The sequence below is a fragment of the Methylomonas sp. LW13 genome, from assembly GCF_016865255.1.
GTDB lineage: Bacteria > Pseudomonadota > Gammaproteobacteria > Methylococcales > Methylomonadaceae > Methylomonas.
Map to the genome: position 1 here is coordinate 4,016,708 of NZ_CP033381.1, position 19,861 is coordinate 4,036,568.

The following is a 19,861-nucleotide window of genomic DNA, read 5'->3' on the forward strand; positions in this document are numbered from 1 at the left end:
TTTCTTTTGGATACTTTTCTTTGGCGGAGCAAAGAAAAGTATCGCGGCTGTCGGTCCGCGAACCGACATGCAAACTAAGCGTCGCGATAGCGACACCAAAAACACTATCAACTAGGCTGCAACAACTCCGCCTGATGCACCTTGTAAAACTCCAACCCCCGCTTGATGGCCTGTACGACCTTGCGCGGCGTAATCGTCGCCCCGCTAAACTGATCGAACACCCCGCCGTCTTTCTTTACCGCCCATTGCTCGACGGTCAGGTTATTTAAGGATTTGCCGTTGAAAGACAGCACCCACTTGGACTTGGTCACTTCAATCTTATCGCCCAATCCCGGTGTTTCGACATGAGCGATAACCCGCACTCCTAGGATTTCGCCTTTGCTGTCAATACCCATCACCAAACTGATCGGCCCGGCGTAGCCATCAGGTGCGACGAATTTAAAACAGACTGCGTTAACCAAACCGGCCTTTTTAGCCAGATACACTTCGGTTTGCTCCGCGCCCAGATTAGCATCGGCGGAAGACAGCAATACACTGTCTTTCAGCAAGTTGTTATCGTACAGCTCAGCCGGAACCACTTGCTCCAGGTTAGCTTGCAAATCTTCCTGCAAGCGCAACTCGATCACACCACGGGTCGCCAGATCGGCAACACCCAATAAAATCGCCGCCAGCAATGCAAATCCCCCCAACACGCCAGCCTGATACTGTAATAGCGGCCGCAGTTGTTCCAAATTTCCTGGCTCCAGCCACACGGCCAGTTTTTGCCTAAAGTTACTCAAGATACGCAAGGCGTACTCTACATATCGGTTGGCTTTAGGAGGTAATTTAACGGGTTCGGAATTCATGACCAGTCTCAGGAATTGGAAATATCGAGCGGCTTGCCGTTTCGGTAGCGGCCATAAATTCTGGGACGAATGTAATGATCGATCAGCGGCGTAACCGAGTTCATCAATAAAATCGCAAAACCGGTGCCTTCCGGATAGCCGCCCCAAGAGCGGATCACGAAAATCAATAAACCACAGCCCGCACCGAAAATCACTTGGCCTAAAGGTGTGTTAGGCGACGTGACATAATCGGTGGCGATAAAGAACGCTACCAACATCACCGCGCCGGAATTCAAATGCACCCAGGGTCCAAGGTAATGCTGACTATCCCAAGCATGAAAAATCGTCGACAACAGAAGGATACTGAACAGCAACGAGACAGGGATGTGCCATTTGATGACCCCTTGGCGCATCAGCCAAATGCCGCCGGCCAGTAATAATAAAGACGAGGTTTCCCCCAAACTGCCGCGCTCCCAACCGAGAAACGCTAAAAATCCCGAATATTCGATCAAACTGCCGGGCAACAGCCGGTTTTGCGAAAACTCAGTCTTGACCCAACCCAACGTCGTGGCGCCGGTCACCGCATCCGGGTTTTCCAAACCGCTAAAGGTGATCGCTAAGCTATCGATCACACCGGGCCCGGTGAACAAAGGCGATACGTTGGCCCAGGTAGTCATCTCGATGGGAAAGGAAATCAGCAACGCCACCCTGGCCAGCATGGCCGGATTGAACAGGTTTTGCCCCAAGCCGCCGTAGACATGCTTGCCCAACACAATGGCCAGCGCCGAGCCAACCACGCCTATCCACCAAGGCGCCCAAGGCGGCAGAGTCATAGCCACCAGCAGACCGGTGACGATCGCCGAACCGTCGCGCAAATAAGGCATTGCCGCCACACCTTTCATCTTCAGGCACAAGCCTTCGAAAGCCATGGCAGACAGCACGGTCACCGCCAGCAAATACAAAGCCGGCCAGCCGAACAACAACACGCCACAGGCCGTAGCCGGTGCCAGGGCAATAATCACCAAACGCATGATTTGATCGACGCGGCGGGTGGCCGCCACGTGAGGCCCGCTAATCGGTTTATTACTCATACGGTTTCCTCTGCTGGCGCTGCTTGCGCCTGTTGTGCGGCAGCCAAACGGGCAGCTCTGGCTTCCTGAGCACGCAAAGCTTCCGCTTCGGCTTCCAATCTGGCTCGCTCCATCCGATTATTTCTATCTTCGACTAAACGCTTGGTTTGTTCAGCCTTGTGCTCGGCTTGTTGGCGTTTAACTAACTCGCCGGAAGCGAATTTAAAGTAATGCACCAAGGGTATATTCGACGGGCAGACATAAGAACAACTGCCACAGCTAATGCAATCTTTTAGGCCCAAATCAACCGCAGAGTCTAATTGATTGGCTTTGATCCGGCTGGCCATTTCCAAGGGCAACAAACCTACCGGGCAAGCGGTCACGCAACTGGAACAACGAATGCAAGGCTGTATAGCCGGCTCGTCGATGTCGGCATGCGACAAGGCCAGGATGCCGTTGCAGGCTTTCACCACCGGCACTTCGGCAATTGGCAAAGCGTCACCCATCATCGGTCCGCCCATCACTAAGCGGGCCATTTTCGACTTTTCCAATCCGCAAAACGCTAATACTTCCGACATCAAGGTGCCGATGGGCACTTCCACATTTCTGGGTTTGGCAACGGCCGCGCCGGAGACCGTAACCACCCGGCTAATCAAGGGTTGTCCCAAGCAAATGGCTTGATAGACGGCAAAGGCAGTAGCGACGTTGTGCACCACCACCCCAATGTCCGTGGCGCGCCCGTCGGCGGGAATTTCCTGGCCGGTTAAATAACGCAACATTTGCCTATCCCAACCCATCGGATAGCGGGTCGGCACTTGCGCCACCACGATATTGGGAAAATCCCGGGCGGCCGTTTGCATGGCCGCGAAAGCTTCGGGTTTATTATCTTCGATACCCACCATAGCCTTCGGGGCATCCATGCCGCGCAACATCAGCCGGATACCGGCAACGATTTGCTCCGCGCGCTCCTGCATCAAGCGGTCATCACAAGTCAGATAAGGCTCACATTCGCCTGCGTTGATCAAAAGCGTATGAATCTTGTTTTTGCGGCCTAAACTGAGTTTGACCGCCGACGGGAATACCGCACCACCTAAACCCACCACACCGGCGGCGCCGACTCGTTGGCATATTTCTTCCGGTTCGAGTTGAAACGGGTCTGCCGGAACGATTAACTCGGCCCATTGTTCCTTACCGTCGCTTTCAATCACCACGGTGCGAATCGGCAAGGCTGACGGATGCGGTGCCGGAAAATCTTTGACGTCGGCAATAACGCCCGATGTTGGTGCATGCACAGGCGCCGAAATGGTGCCTTGGCTATAGGCCAGCAATTGGCCCTTCAGTACTTTCTCGCCGACCTTCACCACCGGCTCGGCAGGCTTGCCGACATGCTGTTGCACCGGAATGTACAATTTCTTAGGTATTGGAAAATCGGTAACAATGCTAAGCGGAGAGGTTTCGGATTTGTGCTCTTCGGCATGGATACCGCCGCGCAAACGGGGATTTTCGAACAAGGCGAACATAGGTGTCTCCGTCTCAAGCGGCCAGCGGTTTGGGCCAGCGCCAGTTGCGCAAGGTCACTTCCACAGGGTGCATTTGCAGACATTCGGTGGGACAGACTTCCACACATTTCTTGCAACCGATACAGGCATCCGCCACCACCGCGTGGATTTGTTTGGGTGCGCCGACGATGGCGTCTGTAGGACAAACCTTGAAGCAGCGGGTGCAACCGGTGCAGGTTTCTTCACTGACTCTGGCCACCATCGCTTCCTGGTCTTGGGTTTGGCTCAAATCGACATCAACACCCAGTAATTTGGCCAGTTGTTCCACCAGCGACGTACCGCCCGGCGGGCATAATGTTACCGGCGCGGCGCCGGACACCACAGCCTCGGCAGCCGGCCGGCAACCTGGGAAGCCGCATTGGCCGCATTGCGAACCGGGCATTAAGGCTTCAACTTTCTCGATTAACGGATCGGACTCCACCTTCAGATATTTGGCGGCAATCCCCAAAGCCACGCCCAGCAACAATCCCAGCGATGTCAAAATAACGATGGCAGATAAAACGTACATGATGTGCCTCTTATTTGCTGTAAAGCCCCGCGAATCCCATGAATGCCAGCGACAGGATGCCGGCGGTGATAAATGCGATGGGGGTGCCGGAAAAAAGCGCCGGCACTGCCATGAGCGCTAAGCGTTCACGTAGGCCGGCGAAGAGCACCATCACCAGGGTAAAACCCATTGCCGAACCAAAGCCGAACAGCAGGCTTTGCACGAAATTGTATTTCTCTTGGATGTTAAGCAGCGCCACACCCAAAACCGCGCAATTAGTCGTAATCAGCGGTAAAAAAATCCCCAACACCTGGTACATCACCGGGCTGGTTTTATGTATCACCATCTCGGTAAACTGCACTACCGCGGCGATCACCAAGATAAAACCCAGCACGCGCAGAAAACCGATATCGAACGGTATCAATAAACGATGCTCCAGCACCCAGCTGGCCGCGGACGCCAGCGTCAAGACAAACGTTGTCGCCAAACCCATGCCCAATGCGGTGTCCAGCTTGTTGGAAACGCCCATGAATGGGCATAACCCCAAGAACTTGACCAACACGACATTGTTGACCAAGGCTGTACCCAATATCAGAAGTAAGTATTCGCTCATCGTTTTCGACCCGGTGTTTTGCAACAAGACAGCATCATTTATGCCAACGCCTTAAAAACGCCGTAACTCCCCATTTCAGTGCAAAGCCGCAAGATTTGCCACCAACATCTCTGTCCTAAAAAACACAGAGCCGGAACAAGTACAGTTAAATTTGTCGTAAACCATACAAATCACCGGGATTTTCCAATAGCTGCTAAGCGAAAACGCATTTGGCTCTCTAATTGCATGTATTTTTCCAACTTAAGCCCAGAAAAAAACACGCGAGAACCATTTGCCATGACCAAATCCACCCCTGACTACCTGCAAGGCCAGATTGAGATTGAAACGGCCGATATACTATCGCCAGCCATCGGCCCTAGCGGGCAATCGCCAAGAAGCGGCAAAACCTCTAAAACACTGCCTTTCTCTTTGTTTGTTAAGGCGGTGGAGCAAGCGCCGGTGGCCATTTCGATCACCGATAAAAAAGCCAATATCCTTTACATCAACCAGGCCTTCACCGATGTAACCGGCTACAACGCCGCTGAAATTTTGGGCCAAAACGAATCAGCGCTGTCCGACAAGTCCACACCCAGACAGATTTATTATGATTTGTGGCACACCATTTCCCGTAAGCAGGTTTGGCACGGCCAATTGGTCAATCGGCAAAAAATGGGGCAACGCTACCTGGCTGATCTGACCATCGCGCCGATGCTGGACGACCGCGGCGCCATCAGTCATTACATTGGTATGCACCGCGATGTCACCCAGGCACACTACGCGGAACAACAAGTTAACAACCAAAAGCAATTGATCGAATCGGTACTGAACGCTTCGCCGGTGGCGATGGTGGTGCTCGATTCCGACAAACGGGTCGTGCTCGATAATCAGATGTACAAAATGCTGATCAGCGAACTCGACAAAAAAGAGCCCGCGCTGTTCTTTCTGGAAGCGCTGGAGCAAGACATGGGCGACTTGTGGGGCGACAACATAGACAGACAGCAAGGCTTCGCCAATCGCGAGGTACGGATTGAAAGCGCGGGGCTTAAAGGCACGCGCTGGTTTTCCTGCTCCGGCAATTGGTTTATCGAAAACGACGTCTGCGCCGACAGCTTCTTCGCCAGACAATCCAAGGATTACTTGTTGCTGACCATTAACGACATCAGTCCCTTGCGTCGGCAGCAGGAAAAGCTACAGATACAGACTTTGCGCACCATGTTGGCGGAAGAAGAACACATCCGCAGCATCCGCGAAACCTTGCTCGGCGCAATGCACCAGATTCGCCAGCCCTTGAACCAAATTCACGCGGCGATTCAAATCATGACGCAACGCAACGACGCCAACAATAGTCCAATCCGCGATCTATTGGGCCAAGTGCAAAAAATGGGCGAAGAAACGCTCGCCACTCTGCAACGCTGCGTACCGGAAATTCCGGAGTCTGCGGTGGTGCCGGTGAACTTGAATCAGCTGCTGCACGAAGTGATGCTGCTGTATAGCACCAAGTTTTTGGCAAACGGCATCGTAGTGGATTGGCTGCCCAACCCGGTGTTACCCAATATCCTCGGCTCCGAAAACAAGTTACGCATGTTGTTCAAGCAATTGATCGACAATGCGGTCAACGCAATGAATCGTGCGGGCAGCCAGGAACGCATCATCAAAATCAGCACGGCTATCGAGCATGATTGGGTTTGCGTGTCGATAGCCGATTCCGGCCCCGGCATACCTGCCAACCAACGGAGCAAAGTATTCGAACCGTTTTTTACCACCAATCAAAGCACCGCCGGCGTCCAGGCCGGCATGGGACTGGTCATGAGCAAGGAAATCGTCAATCAGCATAACGGCATGATAGAAATCGACCCGCAATACAAAAACGGCTGTAGTTTTAAAATTAGCTTTCCCTGTCAAAAAAACCTAGCGATGGTGAACATCCATGAGTGATCGTTTATTGCTGGTTGAATCCGAACTGGATACGCTATTTCTGGTCAGTCAATTGCTGAATAGCACGCATGACTTGCGCACCAAGCTTAAAGGCATCCTGGAGATTTTGCACAAGCGTAACGGCCTGCATTTCGGCATGATTACCCTACGCGATGTCGATGACGACAGCATGAGCATTTGCGAGATCTACGGCGACGGCATAGACCGCTCGGTGCGTTACCAACCGGGCGAGGGACTGGTAGGCGCTATCCTCGACGAAGGCAGCACGATTGTGGTGGAACGCATCGCCGACGAGCCGCGTTTTTTAAGCCGCTTGGGCGTGTATAACCCGGATTTACCGTTTATCGGCTCCCCGCTAGCCATCGAACAAGGCGAAGTGGTCGGCATTTTGGCTGCGCAGCCTTGTACTTCGACGTTTTTGGGCGAGCGCGCCCGCTTCATGGAAATGGTCGCCAACCTGATCGCCCAAAGCGTGAACATGCTGCGTGTAATGGAACGCAAGCAAAACGAACTAGCTAGCGAACGCGACTATTTAAAACAAACACTGGTCAAAAACTACCGCTTCGAAAACATCATCGGCCATTCCGAGCCGATGCTGAAAGTGTTCGACATCATCCGCCAGGTGGCGAAATGGCATACCACTGTGTTGATTCGCGGCGAATCCGGCACCGGTAAGGAAGTGGTGGCCAGCTCGATACACTTTAACTCAGCCTGCGCCAACGGCCCGTTTCTAAAATTGAACTGTGCAGCCTTGCCCGACACCTTGCTCGAATCGGAATTATTCGGCCATGAGAAAGGTGCATTCAGCGGCGCAATCGGCCAACGCAAGGGCCGCTTCGAACTGGCAGACAACGGCACGCTGTTTCTCGACGAAATCGGCGAGATCTCCGCGTCGTTTCAGGCCAAATTATTGCGCGTGCTGCAAGAAGGCGAATTCGAGCGAGTGGGCGGCGTTCGCACCCTGAAAGTCAATGTCCGCATCATTGCCGCCACTAACCGCAATCTGGAGCAGGAAGTCGCCGAAGGCAATTTCCGCGAGGATTTGTATTACCGCTTGAATGTGATGCCCATCAATATGCCGCCGCTGCGCGAACGTATCGAGGACATTCCGGAACTGGCCAGCTTTCTGTTAAACCGTATCTCCCGTCAACAAGGCGGCCGGCCATTGGAAATCAAGGAAAGCGCGATCCGAATTTTGATGAAACACGATTGGCCGGGTAACGTTCGCGAATTGGAAAACCGTTTGGAGCGCGCCGCCATCATGAGCCAGGAAGGCATTATCGACCGCGACGTGATTGCCAGCACCGGCCTGGAAAACGAAATAGGCATCAGCCGCACCCCGCAATCGATCAAACATATCGATCTGCACGACGAAAACATGGACGAACGGGAGCGAGTAATAGCGGCGCTGGAGCAAAGCGGCTGGGTGCAAGCCAAAGCCGCGCGCTTGCTGGATATGACGCCTAGGCAGATTGCTTATCGGATTCAGACCTTGAACATCAATGTTAAGCAGATTTAGAAAACCTGCCGCTCAAGTTAAGCAGAGAGGGGGCGATTGAAATTGCCCCGTCCTAAGGAAAGATTTAAAGCTTTTCCCTGACGATACGGTAAATCTGCTCGGCGGCCTGTTCGCCGGTTTGCAACAAAATATCCAATTCTGCAAGTTGGGCTTCGGCAAACGGCCTGTCTTTCAAACTCGCGGCATTGATCTGCACATTCAGTGCCGCGCTTTTCAAGCCGGCGTAGCCTGCCATTACCGCCACGCCGGCATCGCTGATCACCCCCAGATTACCGTGTTCGGCAGCCACCCGGCCCAACTCGATAGCCTTGGCGCAAGCTTTCGCGCATTCCAGCGGCACCAGGGTGGCTTCTCTGAGCACCGTTTGAATCTGTTCGGCGCGCACGGCTTTCTCGTCGTCAGTGCTTTTAGGTAAGCCATAACAGGCCATCAGTTTGTCAAATACATCGACATCGGCTTTGATCATACCAATTAAGGTTTGCCGCAAGGCTTCCGACTCGATCAGCAAAGCCTGCATCTGTTCTTCCACCGCCGCGTATTTGGGTTTGCCGATGGTCAAATTACAGACCATGCTGGTCAAGGCGGCGGCTTGCGCACCCATCACTGCCGCCGCGCTACCGCCGCCGGGCGTGGCTTGCTTGCCAGCTAGTTCGTCCAGGAATGTTTCTACCGATTTATCTTTGATTTCGTTCATTGACAGTCCTTAACTTTCGCGGCGCCAAATGGTGTTGCCGCCAGCCACATCCTCCAGCACAATGCCCTTCGCTTTCAATTGATCGCGAATTTGGTCGGCTTGCGCCCAGTCTTTGCTGGCTTTCGCGGTTTTTCTGGCGTCGATCAATTGCTCTATTTCCGTTTCACTCAGACCATCAGGCGCTGCTCCACCCTTCAAAAAACTGTCCGGATCGTCCTGCAATATGCCCAAAATGGCCGCCAGTCGCTTTAATGTTGCCGCCAGCACGCTTTTTTCCTCGGCTTTGTTTAATTCGCGCGCTAAATCAAATAGAACAGCCAAAGCCACTGGTGTATTAAAGTCGTCATCCATCGCCTGTTCGAAACGCTGGCAGTAATCTGCATCGATAGCCACATCGATAATTTCGACACCTCTCAAGGCTGTATACAAACGAGTCAAAGCCACACCCGCCTCGTCGAGCTGTTCGTCGGAATAATTCAGCGGGCTGCGATAATGGCTGGAAAGGATGAAGAAGCGAATCACTTCCGGGCGATATTGTTTCAACACCTCGCGCACGGTGAAAAAATTGCCCAGCGATTTGGACATTTTTTCTTCGTTGACCCGCACGAACCCGTTATGCATCCAGTAATTGACAAAAGGCTCGCCAGTGGCGCCTTCCGACTGGGCGATCTCGTTTTCGTGGTGCGGGAATTGCAAGTCCATGCCGCCGCCATGAATATCAAAATGATTGCCCAGGCAGCAGGTGGACATTGCCGAGCATTCGATATGCCAACCCGGCCTACCCTGCCCCCACGGTGAATCCCAATAAGGTTCGCCGGGCTTGGCCATTTTCCACAGTACAAAATCCAGCGGATCGCGTTTGGCGGTATCGACATTCACCCGCTCGCCGGCTTGTAAGTCTTCGATATTTTTACCGGACAGCTTGCCGTAGCCGTCAAAGCGGTTTACCGCGTAAAACACATCACCGTTGCTGCCGACGTAGGCAAACTCACGCTCGATTAATGTCGAAATCATCTTCACGATGTCGGCGATGGATTGCGTGGCTTTGGGTTCGATATCCGGCTGCAACACCGACAAAGCCCGCTCGTCTTCATGCATGGCTTCGATAAAACGTTCAGTCAATGCGGTAAACGCCTCGCCATTCTCATTGGCGCGCTGAATAATTTTGTCGTCTATGTCGGTAATATTTCTGACGTAGGTAAGCTGATACCCGGCATGCCGCAAATAACGGGCGACTGTATCGAACACCACCATGACCCGCGCATGGCCGATGTGACAGTAGTCATAAACCGTCATGCCACAGACATACATGCCGACTTTGCCAGGCTGTTTGGGAATGAATTCTTGCTTACTTCGGGTTAGCGTGTTGTAGATTTTCAGCATGACAATAATAGGTGAATGCAGCAAAACATCTGGCAATCTATCAAGATTTCGGCTTCTCTTTCAAGATAAAAACACATAGAATTCGCGGCTTGCAGCGAGATTAAGGAGCTTTTAATGCGCACCACCCTGGTTTACCTGATGCTGTTTTTATTCTCAACCCTTTCATTTGCAACAGAAATTAAAATGTCCAATACACATAGCAAAGTCAAATTAACCACTTCCCTGGGCGACGTAGTCATTCAATTGGAAGACGAAAAAGCACCGGTTTCCGCCGCCAACTTTCTGGCCTACGTGAAACAGGGCTTTTATGCGAGCACCATTTTCCACCGAGTAATCCCGGGCTTTATGGCGCAAGGCGGCGGTTTTGACAGCTCTTTTAAGCAAAAAGAAACCAATGCCCCCATCAAAAACGAAGCAGATAACGGCCTGAAAAACAAACGCGGCACCTTGGCAATGGCTCGTACTAACGATCCGCATTCAGCAACCGCGCAATTTTTTATCAATTATAAAGACAATTCCTTTCTGGATCACACGAGCCCAAGCCCCAGCGGTTGGGGTTATGCAGTATTCGGAGAAGTGATCGAAGGCATGGATGTCGTCGATGCCATGGCCAAACAAGCCACCGGCAATCGCGGTCCGCATCAGGATGTACCGAAAACCGACATCGTTATCGAAAAAGCCGAAGTTATCGAATAATAATTAGCGGTTTCCGCCGATAAGTGGGCGGAAACCGCTGTTGCTTAACGTGAAACAAGACGTACTCTTCATCTCCGACCTGCATCTGGCTTTGGAAAAACCGGAGATCACCCGGCGTTTCTTAGGCTTTTTGCAGCAGCGCGCCATCAAGGCAAAATCGCTGTATATCCTTGGCGATTTGTTCGACGCCTGGATCGGCGACGACGACAATACCCGGCCTATCCCGGCCATCAAAAACGCTCTCAAACAACTTAGCGACGCCGGCACCGAGATTTTTCTGTTGCAGGGCAACCGCGATTTTTTGCTGGGTCAAGATTTCTGCCGGGAAACCGGTATCCGTTTGTTGGATGAATATGCGACTATCGAATTGAATGGTCAGAGGATCTTGCTGACCCACGGCGATTTACTCTGCAGCGACGACCTAGCTTATCAAGCCTTTCGCATTAAATCGCACGGCCAGACATGGCAACAAAATGTGTTGTCCAAACCTTTGTGGCTGCGGCTGATAGCGGCACGTTGGTATCGGTTGCGCAGCTATTATCATAAACGCGGCAAAACCCTGGATATTATGGATGTCAACCAGGATACGGTGGCCGAAAGCCTGCGCAAGTATGGTTGCTGCACATTGATTCATGGACACACGCATCGACCGAAATTACACGAATTTATGCTGGATGGCCGGCCGGCCAGACGCTACGTGTTGGCGGATTGGAAGCCGGATGGCGCGGAGGTGTTGTGTTGGAAGAACAACGATTTTCAAACAGAATCGGTCTGATATAAGCATAAAAAAACCGGTAGCGATTTAACAGAAGGCCAGCGACCTGCGTTTTTTAATCTCAAACCCGCTGATACACCACTGCCAGACACTACCGGGAATTGTCTTACTATCTCCGAAAAATAAGACTCAAAAGAAACCAACTAGTTCACTGGGTATATAATTTTACCGGGTCAATGCCCACGCTCGTTGTTCCCGGTGGACATTAAGCGCTATCTAAGCCGGTGCCTGTCTATTACCAAAGTGTAAACAACTGTTAATTCACGACGACGCCCGCATTCATGCTAAGTTAGACTAAACTTTCCAAGCTCTACCAATTAAGGCCCCTTAACTCCTCCAGCCATGAAAAACCAAATACTTTATCTCTTGGCGCTATTTATCGGACTATCCGCCATCGCCACCAGCCATGCCGATGAAGTTAACCTCCCCGAGATTCTTGCCCGAGTCAAACCCGGAATAGTAGCTATCGGCACTTATATGCCAACACGAAACCCGCGTGCGGTATTCCTGGGCACCGGCTTCGCCGTTGCCGACGGCAGAAAAGTGGTTACCAACGCTCACGTAACCGCAAAAAAACTAGACGAAGAGCACCTCGAACGTTATGCGGTTTTTTATCGCCACGAGCAAAAAGAACAAATGCAAATTGCAGAACTGACCGTAACCGATGAAGATCACGATCTGGCATTGCTAAAGGTAGACGGCGGAGTTTTACCCGCACTGGAAATCGGTGACTCATTAATAGTGCGGGAGGGCGAGCAATATGCATTCACCGGTTACCCAATAGGCATGGTGCTGGGTTTGTATCCGGTCACGCACCGAAGCATTATTTCGGCTATTTCACCCAACGCCATACCGGCAATCGCCACTCGGCAGTTAAACGTCAATATGCTGAAACGACTACAGACGCCCTTCAATGTGTTCCAATTAGACGCCACCGCCTACCCCGGCAACAGCGGCAGCCCCTTGTACGACATCAATTCCGGAAAAGTTGTTGGTATCATTAACAAAGTCTTTGTACAGGGCAGCAAAGAAAATGCCATATCCAATCCCAGCGGCATCACCTATGCTATTCCCGCTGAACATATCAAGACGCTTCTAAAACAGAATATCGTCAAATAGTTATTATCCAGGAGTTAGCGGTAGCCTTCACATGATAAGAATTTTTCGACATTACATTTCCACCGCCTACCTTTGGTTGCTTATAGTGGAATCTTTGGTGTTTTATCTGGCTATGTATTGCGGCGCTGGCCTCAGATTTTTATATATAGCATCCTGGTATTCCCAATCCGAACTCGCTGCTTCAGCAGCGGTTTACGCAGTGGTGTTTATCGCCAGCTGTTCCGGTTTGGGCTTGTACCGCAAAACACTGGATAAAGAAGAATACAATATTCTCCAGCGCATCAGCTTCAGCTTTGCCGTTGCGGTATTTATACTGGCGTTCATCTACTACATCATTCCCGATTTGATGCTGGCACGCAGCGTCTTGATTTCCGCAATTATTTTTTCTTTTGTGGGCTTGCTGTTAACACGATATTTATTTTATCGCTTCGTCAATCTGGATAATTTAAAACGCAGGGTGTTAGTGGTGGGTTGTGGGCAAAGAGCGGGAGAACTCAGCGTCGTTAATTCCAGCTATATTTATAGAGGATTTGAAATAGTCGGTTACATCACGCTGGAGGACGAACCAATAAGCGTACCCCATGCGATTGCGCTCAACGAAAAAATCAGGCTAACCGATATTGTCGAAGCCGCTAACGTCGATGAAATAGTCATCGCTGTCGATGATCGTAGAAAAAAACTACCCGTAGAGGAACTGCTGGACATCAAAATGTCCGGCGTGCAAATCATGGACTTGCAAACTTTCTATGAGAGAGAGCAACGGCTGGTTTTTCTGGAGGCGCTGAGTCCAAGCTGGCTGATGTTTTCCGATGGTTTTGTGAGTGGCGGTTTACGCCCCATCGTCAAACGCAGCTTCGATATTTTAGCCAGTCTACTACTACTCTCCGTCAGTTGGTGGCTAATGATCCTCACCATGTTGGCGATCTATATCGAAAGCGGCTTTGGTGCACCGGTTTTCTATCGGCAAAAACGTGTCGGCTATCGGGACATTCCGTTCGATGTCATTAAATTTCGCAGTATGCGTATCGACGCTGAAAAAAATGGCGCGCAATGGGCTAGCCAAACCGATGACCGCGTAACTCGCGTCGGCAAAGTGATTCGTAAATATCGGATAGACGAGCTGCCACAACTACTAAACGTGCTAAAAGGCGATATGAGCTTTGTCGGCCCGCGCCCGGAGAGACCGGAATTCGTAAAAGGCTTCGAAGAGAATATTCCTTATTATAAAGAACGGCATAGGGTTAAACCCGGCATCACCGGATGGGCGCAACTATGTTACCCCTATGGCGCCAGCGAATACGATACCCGACAAAAACTGCAATTTGATTTGTATTACGTCAAAAACTACAGCCTGTTTCTGGACTTGACGATAATGCTGAGCACGGTAGAGGTTATTTTGTGGGGTAAGGGAGCGAGATAATTTCTTGGCTCTATAGCAAGAGAAACTAGCAATCAACTTTACAACCCAAAACTGCATTTTTTATCTGGCTTAACTAGTTTAATTCCTGGCAAAACTAAATTCATTCGAGACCTGCAAAAACCTCTTAACCTTAAAAATTTACCCATTTCCGGCGAGGTGAACATGGCCAGCTGTAAGCAATGCTTGATTTCCGATGCAGTACCCGAGATAACCCTGGACGCGAATCGCGTTTGTAATCTTTGCCGAGATTTTAATCCTCAACACCAAAGACAAGAGGAAGAAAGCCGCAAGGAGCGAGAGCTCGATCTGGAAAAGGCGCTAAAAGACTGCAAGGGGCAAGCGGAATATGACTGCCTAGTGCCGGTCAGCGGCGGCAAAGATAGCCTTAACTTGCTCTACAAGCTAAAGGTGGAGTACGGTTTAAAAGTCCTGGCATTTACCACCGATATTAATATTCCCCCGATTGCCTGGGATAACATCCGTCGCACACTCGGCAAACTCGACATTGACCACCTGGTATACCGCCCATCCGATAACTTCTACCAAAAAGCTTTTCGTTATCTCTTAAAACATCAAGAACCGAGAGGTGCTGTCTACACAGTATCTTATGTCTATGCCCCGCTATTCGAAGGCGATGCAATCAAACTGGCCCTTCAAAAAAATATACCGCTAGTCCTCGCAGGATACTCGCCGGGGCAGCCTGAACCGGAAAGAATGCTCTACGAATTCTCCAGAAAATTAATCTGCGAAGTCGACTGGACGCCGCCGGCACTGAAAACGTGCGGAGAATTCGATGAACAAGAATTATCGCGCTTTTTCAATCCCAACAATTACCCTAAAGGCACTCAATTTCCACGCTATTTAGCCCCTTACCATGCCTGGGAATATAATCAGGAAGAAGTGATGCAAAAAGTCGTCGAATTGGGCCTGGTTAAGTCAAGTAAGCATGCCAGTCCGATCTTCAGTAACTACCCAATCAACTGGCTGCTGATGTATTCCGACTTAAAGCACTTTGGCTACAATCCCTATCTTCCCGAATTCGCGGCTTTAATTCGTGAGGGTAAAGCCAATCTAAAAGAGTGGAAAATTTTGATCCCACTGGTCGACTTCATGATCAAAAACAAAGTCTTCTTGGGCAAGGATGTCAGAACTAGTCTAAATTGGTTGGGAATGTCGGAACACGAGCTAGCTATTACCGAGCCTAAAGGTGCTTACGACCCGCCTGTATGACTTAAAAGGAGAACGTATGAGTCGATATAAGACACTTCCCGATTTATTAAAACTTAGAGCACACGAACATCCGGATGACGTAGCTCACTGGATTCTGGATACTGACGATACTTGGCATCCGATAAGCAATATAGAGTTTTATCGGAAAGTGATGGGTTTATCCGGGAAATTACAGGCTCTTGGCATAAATACAGGGCAGGTTGTCGCAATTATGGCTACAACCTCGCACGTATGGGAATCTCTACATCACGCCTTTTTATCATTAGGCGGAATTGTGGTTGGTATCGATCCCAACGAAAACTCCGAGCAATTAAACGCGATCATAAAAATTGCTAACGTTAAAATCCTGGCTATAGACCAAATCAAATACCTGGATAAATTTAACGATCTCAGCCAATTTGACAATATTGTTGCATTTAATAGCGATCCATCGAGATATCAACAAGATAAAATCAAATATCTAGATATACCCGAGACAGCAAATGGCGAACTCAACGATACTCCGCAGCCTGAAATTCTAAAACCTTCCGATATTGCCACTATTGTATTCACGTCGGGTACTACCGGCACGCCCAAAGGTATCGCCTATCGACATGATCAAATTATTGCTGCTATAGACTCTATACTACTCACCTACCCGGAACTAAACGATAAACCGTGCCATTTAGTCTGCTGGTTACCGCTTTCCAACTTATTTCAACGCATTGTGAATTTATGTGCATTAGCCGGAGGAGCCGAAGTATACTTTGTAGAGCAGCCGCATAAAATCATCGAATATCTGCCAGCAATAAATCCCCACATATTCATTGCTGTACCTCGATTTTATGAAAAACTTTACCAAGGATTTGAAGCCAAACTAAATCTGCAGCCGCGGCTTATCTCTCTATGCCTGAAATATAGCCTTAAAATGGGTGAAAGCCCGTCAACTATCGGCTCATTATTCAGAGCTGCCAATCGCCAAGTTTTTAAATCATTTACCTCTCTTTTTGGCGAAAATATACGGTATATGGTGAGCGGATCGGCAGCCATGCCGGTATGGTTGTTACATCGTTACCAATCTCTGGGATTGTTGATTTTAGAGGCATATGGACTAAGCGAAAACGTGGTGCCTATTGCCGCAAATAGATCGTCAGAATACCGTTTTGGCACGGTAGGCAAGGCTTTACCAGGCAACACCATAAACTTGGCCGATGATGACGAACTACTAGTTAAAGGCATAGGCGTTTTTAACGGATACCTTGACGACCAACCCACTAAGCAGAGCACCAACGAATCAGAATTCCTTCCTACAGGAGATTACGCGAAAATCGACGCCCAGGGCTTTATAAGCTTGACCGGACGAAAATCTGAAGTTTTTAAAACGTCAACTGGTAGAAAAATTGCCCCCGTTGCAATCGAGTCGGTACTCCAAAGCAATGTAGCGATAGAGCATGCTGTTGTTTTCGGCGAGAATAGAAAATTCTTGGTTGCCTTGGTAACAGTTGGCAATTCAAATACCATTGAAGACCAATCTAGAACTACTTACGCGAAAAAAATCGCTATAGATCTGACAGCAACCACTTTGGGTTTACCCGAATATAAGCGCCCAGTTGGCATCATTTTTTCATATAAGCCCCTATCGGTTGCGGAGCAAGAATTAACGACAAATCTGAAGCTTCGCCGTAAAAATATCCGACACAAATACGAAAAATGGATAGAGGAACTTTATAACTTGTTGGAAGAGCCAGAATCGACTATCCATTCCCAACCAATTTCAGCTAGCCGCGATATCGTGCTATTGAAGCTTTAGTTTTAATTACAATACAAAGCAGCTAAAGATTCTCCGCTAATGCGAAAGCGTTGATTCTGGATTTTTAGACTTCGACAATATTCAATCCATCATGGAGCGCTCTCATATGGCAAAAAGAATTTTTGTTACCGGTGCCACGGGTGCAGTCGGCAGTACCTTGGTGCCCTTACTTTTGGAAGAAGCTGATAACTTTGTATGGCTGCTGATCCGCGCCGAATCCTCTGAGCACTTAAAAATTCGTCTCGAAGCTCTATTCCTCTTTTGGAACCTGGATAAGGAACAAGAAGTAAGCGCCAGAAACCGTGTCATCGCTTTGCAAGGCGATGCCGATCTTGAAAAATTTGGAGTATCTGAAAGTGTTTACGCCGAAGTCTCTAGCCAATGTACCCACATTATTCATTGTGCCGGCGTTGTCAGAATGAATTTACCCCTGGAAGTAGCCAGACAACATGCGTTGGGATCCGCAAAAAACGTAATCGAGCTTGCGCTAGCGTGTCAAGCGTCAGGAAATTTACAAAAAGTCGAATATGTCAGCACAGTTGGCGTTGCCGGCAGAATGTCAGGTATCGTCCCTGAAACTTGGATCACCCAACCGAGGAGCTTTCACAACACCTATGAGCAATCCAAAGCGGAGGCCGAAGATTATCTTCACCAACAAATTGAACTTTACAATTTGCCGATAACCGTTCACAGGCCCAGCATGGTTGTGGGTGACTCAAAAACCGGCAAGATTATTCACTTTCAAATTTTTTATTACTTGTGCGAATTCATATCAGGTGCCAAAACTCATGGCTTGCTACCGCATTTAAAAGATGCCACGCTTGATACAGTGCCGGTAGATTATGTCGCACGCGCTATCCAATGGAGTGCCAATCAGCCAACTCTCACCACCAACAAGATTCTACATCTTTGTTCGGGTCCGCACTTATCCATGCAATTGACCCATTTGCAAACTCTGGTGCGCGACAAAATGCGTGAGTTTGATACGCCTTTGCCAGCTGTGATTGCCGTACCGTCAGTATTTTTTACATTCCTTTTACGGGCGATGATGCCAATTGTTAGTCACACTACTTTACGCCAACTAAAAGCCGTTCCGATTTTTCTTGATTATTTGGCTGACAGGCAGATTTTTGGCAACGACAAAACAGCCGATCTATTCCTGGTAAATACTGGCCCGAGCTTACCGCCTGTTAAAAACTCCTTGGAAGTTGCTATAGCCTGTTATTTGCAATCTAAATCGAATAAAAACTAAACACTAGCAAAGCCAGACGACAAAATCACTCTGGATTAGGAAACAAGAGCAGACCTGTCGATAAATTTTACACATGAAATTATCAAAAAATTAAGTTATTGTTTTATATTGTGTTTTTATTTGGCATGCTTTCTGCTTTTCATCAAACGTAAACAAACACCCTTACAATCCATTAAACAGGAAATTTTATGAAACACTCTATTGCAAAGCTCACATTGGTGGGCGCACTAATCGCACCAAGCGTATCTTTTGCTGCCAGCGTCGGCGGAGTAACCTGGAACGAGGCTAGCGGCTTTGATTTAACAATGAACGGCACAATATGGGAAACAGAAGCTAATAACGTAGGAGATGTTGTAACTTTCTTCGGAACGGTTTCAAACGTCAACGGCACAACAACTTTCGTCGCTCCAGGCGCGGAATTGAGCTACTTTGGAACATTCACACTGTCCAATGCTGGAAATTTTGACGGCGACGTAAACGGCGAAGCAATATTTAACCTAGCATCCATGACGTTTTATTATGATGCAACCGCTGACTTCGATGCTTCAAATTCAGCCACTGCAAACGACGGCAATATCTGGCTGACATTGACCGGACACGATTACGATGCGTACGGCTTAGGCCCGACAGGATTGGGCGCTATCTACGCCGAATTGAACGGTGCCTCTATTTCAAGTCTGGGTGATACTGGTGGTGGCTACGGAGCATGGGACGTGTTGGGCGGACAAGCAGCGCTATTCTTTGACACTAACACTGTTTCTACAATTAACGGCGTTTCAGTTGGCGCAAACAATGCAGACTTCACATTCTCCGACAGCTTTCAGCCATCTGGCGTTCCTGGCCTGCTGACCGGTACCGGCGAACTAAAAGGCAAAACAGGCTCAGTTCCTGAGCCGGGCTCGCTGCTTTTGCTGTCTGTTGGCTTGTTGGGCATGGGCTTACGTAAAAGCTACCGCTAATACATTTGGCGAGACACATTTGCTATAACGCAATCAATCCCGCTTCTTGTTAAAACTTAAAGAGCCACTTAAGTCTTTAAAAACTTAGGTGGCTTTTTTATTGGCTTGTTACATGTACATGTCCTAGCCACTCTCATAAACACCAAAGCTACTATCAAATCTGGTGTTCAGTAGTTAATTGATCTTGCCCACGATTCACAGCCCCCCACTAAGAGAGTAATCTCTGAACATGAGGAGTCTTATGAAAACCAACGAACAGCCATCAGTCGTTGCCGGAAAACCGAAACGCACCCAATATTCACCGCAGTTTAAGAAGCGAGCCAAGCAAGACGGTGTTCCAAAGGTCGCCAAGCATTTGGGCATTGCTCAGGCCATGCTGTACAACTGGCAAGCCAAAAGCCGTCAAACCGGCCAACCGTTTGAAGAGCAAAAACTCCAGCAAGCCGAAATCGCGCGGCTGAAACGGGAAAATGCTCGTCTGGAAGAAGAAGTGGAGAAATAGTCAAATCTGGTGTACAGACGAACTGAATCAGGCGGCGATGTAATGGTCAACAAAAC

General features: G+C 49.4%; 18 protein-coding genes. 11 read left to right on the top strand and 7 right to left on the bottom strand.

Annotated elements, in window-relative coordinates:
- Positions 1-107: 107 nt before the first annotated feature.
- The 5 genes from rsxG to rsxA are packed head-to-tail and all read right to left on the bottom strand — an operon-like array spanning position 108 to position 4,553.
- Entirely contained in the window at positions 108-845 is a 738-nt protein-coding gene (rsxG, locus tag JL719_RS18095; protein ID WP_033155648.1) for an electron transport complex subunit RsxG, read from the bottom strand.
- An 8-nt stretch (positions 846-853) separates the two neighbouring features.
- Complete coding sequence (locus JL719_RS18100; protein ID WP_033155649.1) at positions 854-1,915, bottom strand: RnfABCDGE type electron transport complex subunit D; 1,062 nt, start codon at positions 1,913-1,915, stop codon at positions 854-856.
- The gene (gene rsxC / locus JL719_RS18105) at positions 1,912-3,414 is read right to left on the bottom strand and encodes an electron transport complex subunit RsxC (protein ID WP_033155650.1); all 1,503 of its coding nucleotides are present in this window, start codon (positions 3,412-3,414) and stop codon (positions 1,912-1,914) included. The genes JL719_RS18100 and rsxC overlap by 4 nt, the downstream gene beginning before the upstream one ends.
- A 13-nt stretch (positions 3,415-3,427) precedes the next feature.
- A complete protein-coding gene (gene rsxB, locus JL719_RS18110; RefSeq protein WP_033155651.1) occupies positions 3,428-3,961 on the bottom strand; it encodes an electron transport complex subunit RsxB in 534 nt (177 codons plus the stop codon).
- Between the two features lie 10 nt (positions 3,962-3,971).
- Positions 3,972-4,553 (bottom strand): electron transport complex subunit RsxA, encoded by a 582-nt coding sequence (rsxA, locus tag JL719_RS18115; protein ID WP_026147191.1) that lies wholly within the window; start codon positions 4,551-4,553, stop codon positions 3,972-3,974.
- A gap of 276 nt (positions 4,554-4,829) precedes the next feature.
- On the opposite strand from rsxA, the gene nifL reads away from it, so the two are divergent.
- On the top strand, positions 4,830-6,467 hold the full coding sequence (gene nifL / locus JL719_RS18120) for a nitrogen fixation negative regulator NifL (protein WP_033155812.1): 1,638 nt from the start codon (positions 4,830-4,832) through the stop codon (positions 6,465-6,467).
- Positions 6,460-7,986 (top strand): nif-specific transcriptional activator NifA, encoded by a 1,527-nt coding sequence (gene nifA, locus JL719_RS18125; RefSeq protein WP_020485085.1) that lies wholly within the window; start codon positions 6,460-6,462, stop codon positions 7,984-7,986. The genes nifL and nifA overlap by 8 nt, the downstream gene beginning before the upstream one ends.
- Before the next feature lie 64 nt (positions 7,987-8,050).
- On the opposite strand, the gene fchA is transcribed toward nifA, so the two are convergent.
- Positions 8,051-8,680 (bottom strand): methenyltetrahydrofolate cyclohydrolase, encoded by a 630-nt coding sequence (gene fchA, locus JL719_RS18130; protein WP_033155652.1) that lies wholly within the window; start codon positions 8,678-8,680, stop codon positions 8,051-8,053.
- Between the two features lie 9 nt (positions 8,681-8,689).
- A complete protein-coding gene (cysS, locus tag JL719_RS18135) occupies positions 8,690-10,063 on the bottom strand; it encodes a cysteine--tRNA ligase (RefSeq protein ID WP_033155653.1) in 1,374 nt (457 codons plus the stop codon).
- 114 nt (positions 10,064-10,177) lie between these two features.
- On the opposite strand from cysS, the gene JL719_RS18140 reads away from it, so the two are divergent.
- The 9 genes from JL719_RS18140 (at position 10,178) to JL719_RS18180 (ending at position 19,805) form a co-directional block, all read left to right on the top strand.
- Positions 10,178-10,759, top strand: coding sequence for a peptidylprolyl isomerase (locus JL719_RS18140; RefSeq protein ID WP_033155654.1), 582 nt, complete (start codon positions 10,178-10,180; stop codon positions 10,757-10,759).
- 49 nt (positions 10,760-10,808) lie between these two features.
- Entirely contained in the window at positions 10,809-11,534 is a 726-nt protein-coding gene (locus JL719_RS18145; protein ID WP_033155813.1) for a UDP-2,3-diacylglucosamine diphosphatase, read from the top strand.
- Positions 11,535-11,876: 342 nt separating this feature from the next.
- Positions 11,877-12,653, top strand: a complete 777-nt coding sequence (locus JL719_RS18150; RefSeq protein WP_033155655.1) for a S1 family peptidase — start codon at positions 11,877-11,879, stop codon at positions 12,651-12,653.
- Between the two features lie 31 nt (positions 12,654-12,684).
- On the top strand, positions 12,685-14,073 hold the full coding sequence (locus JL719_RS18155) for a TIGR03013 family XrtA/PEP-CTERM system glycosyltransferase (RefSeq protein ID WP_033155656.1): 1,389 nt from the start codon (positions 12,685-12,687) through the stop codon (positions 14,071-14,073).
- 162 nt (positions 14,074-14,235) lie between these two features.
- Positions 14,236-15,303: an adenine nucleotide alpha hydrolase family protein gene (locus JL719_RS18160; RefSeq protein ID WP_033155657.1), complete on the top strand. Its 1,068-nt coding sequence runs from the start codon at positions 14,236-14,238 to the stop codon at positions 15,301-15,303.
- A gap of 16 nt (positions 15,304-15,319) precedes the next feature.
- Positions 15,320-17,092, top strand: coding sequence for an AMP-dependent synthetase/ligase (locus JL719_RS18165; RefSeq protein WP_051669694.1), 1,773 nt, complete (start codon positions 15,320-15,322; stop codon positions 17,090-17,092).
- 106 nt (positions 17,093-17,198) lie between these two features.
- The gene (locus tag JL719_RS18170; RefSeq protein WP_033155658.1) at positions 17,199-18,344 is read left to right on the top strand and encodes an SDR family oxidoreductase; all 1,146 of its coding nucleotides are present in this window, start codon (positions 17,199-17,201) and stop codon (positions 18,342-18,344) included.
- Positions 18,345-18,532: 188 nt separating this feature from the next.
- Positions 18,533-19,303 (top strand): PEP-CTERM sorting domain-containing protein, encoded by a 771-nt coding sequence (locus JL719_RS18175; RefSeq protein WP_033155659.1) that lies wholly within the window; start codon positions 18,533-18,535, stop codon positions 19,301-19,303.
- Positions 19,304-19,544: 241 nt separating this feature from the next.
- Positions 19,545-19,805, top strand: coding sequence for a transposase (locus JL719_RS18180; RefSeq protein ID WP_033155660.1), 261 nt, complete (start codon positions 19,545-19,547; stop codon positions 19,803-19,805).
- The last annotated feature ends 56 nt before the right edge of the window (positions 19,806-19,861 follow it).

Excerpts from the sequence above, each read along its gene's own strand:
- rsxB (WP_033155651.1), bottom strand. The coding sequence starts at position 3,961 with ATGTACGTTTTATCTGCCATCGTTATTTTGACATCGCTGGGATTGTTG.
- JL719_RS18155 (WP_033155656.1), top strand. The coding sequence starts at position 12,685 with ATGATAAGAATTTTTCGACATTACATTTCCACCGCCTACCTTTGGTTG.
- cysS (WP_033155653.1), bottom strand. The coding sequence starts at position 10,063 with ATGCTGAAAATCTACAACACGCTAACCCGAAGTAAGCAAGAATTCATT.
- JL719_RS18180 (WP_033155660.1), top strand. The coding sequence starts at position 19,545 with ATGAAAACCAACGAACAGCCATCAGTCGTTGCCGGAAAACCGAAACGC.
- JL719_RS18140 (WP_033155654.1), top strand. The coding sequence starts at position 10,178 with ATGCGCACCACCCTGGTTTACCTGATGCTGTTTTTATTCTCAACCCTT.
- nifA (WP_020485085.1), top strand. The coding sequence starts at position 6,460 with ATGAGTGATCGTTTATTGCTGGTTGAATCCGAACTGGATACGCTATTT.
- JL719_RS18150 (WP_033155655.1), top strand. The coding sequence starts at position 11,877 with ATGAAAAACCAAATACTTTATCTCTTGGCGCTATTTATCGGACTATCC.
- JL719_RS18100 (WP_033155649.1), bottom strand. The coding sequence starts at position 1,915 with ATGAGTAATAAACCGATTAGCGGGCCTCACGTGGCGGCCACCCGCCGC.
- rsxG (WP_033155648.1), bottom strand. The coding sequence starts at position 845 with ATGAATTCCGAACCCGTTAAATTACCTCCTAAAGCCAACCGATATGTA.
- JL719_RS18165 (WP_051669694.1), top strand. The coding sequence starts at position 15,320 with ATGAGTCGATATAAGACACTTCCCGATTTATTAAAACTTAGAGCACAC.
- rsxC (WP_033155650.1), bottom strand. The coding sequence starts at position 3,414 with ATGTTCGCCTTGTTCGAAAATCCCCGTTTGCGCGGCGGTATCCATGCC.
- JL719_RS18170 (WP_033155658.1), top strand. The coding sequence starts at position 17,199 with ATGGCAAAAAGAATTTTTGTTACCGGTGCCACGGGTGCAGTCGGCAGT.
- JL719_RS18175 (WP_033155659.1), top strand. The coding sequence starts at position 18,533 with ATGAAACACTCTATTGCAAAGCTCACATTGGTGGGCGCACTAATCGCA.
- JL719_RS18160 (WP_033155657.1), top strand. The coding sequence starts at position 14,236 with ATGGCCAGCTGTAAGCAATGCTTGATTTCCGATGCAGTACCCGAGATA.
- fchA (WP_033155652.1), bottom strand. The coding sequence starts at position 8,680 with ATGAACGAAATCAAAGATAAATCGGTAGAAACATTCCTGGACGAACTA.
- nifL (WP_033155812.1), top strand. The coding sequence starts at position 4,830 with ATGACCAAATCCACCCCTGACTACCTGCAAGGCCAGATTGAGATTGAA.
- rsxA (WP_026147191.1), bottom strand. The coding sequence starts at position 4,553 with ATGAGCGAATACTTACTTCTGATATTGGGTACAGCCTTGGTCAACAAT.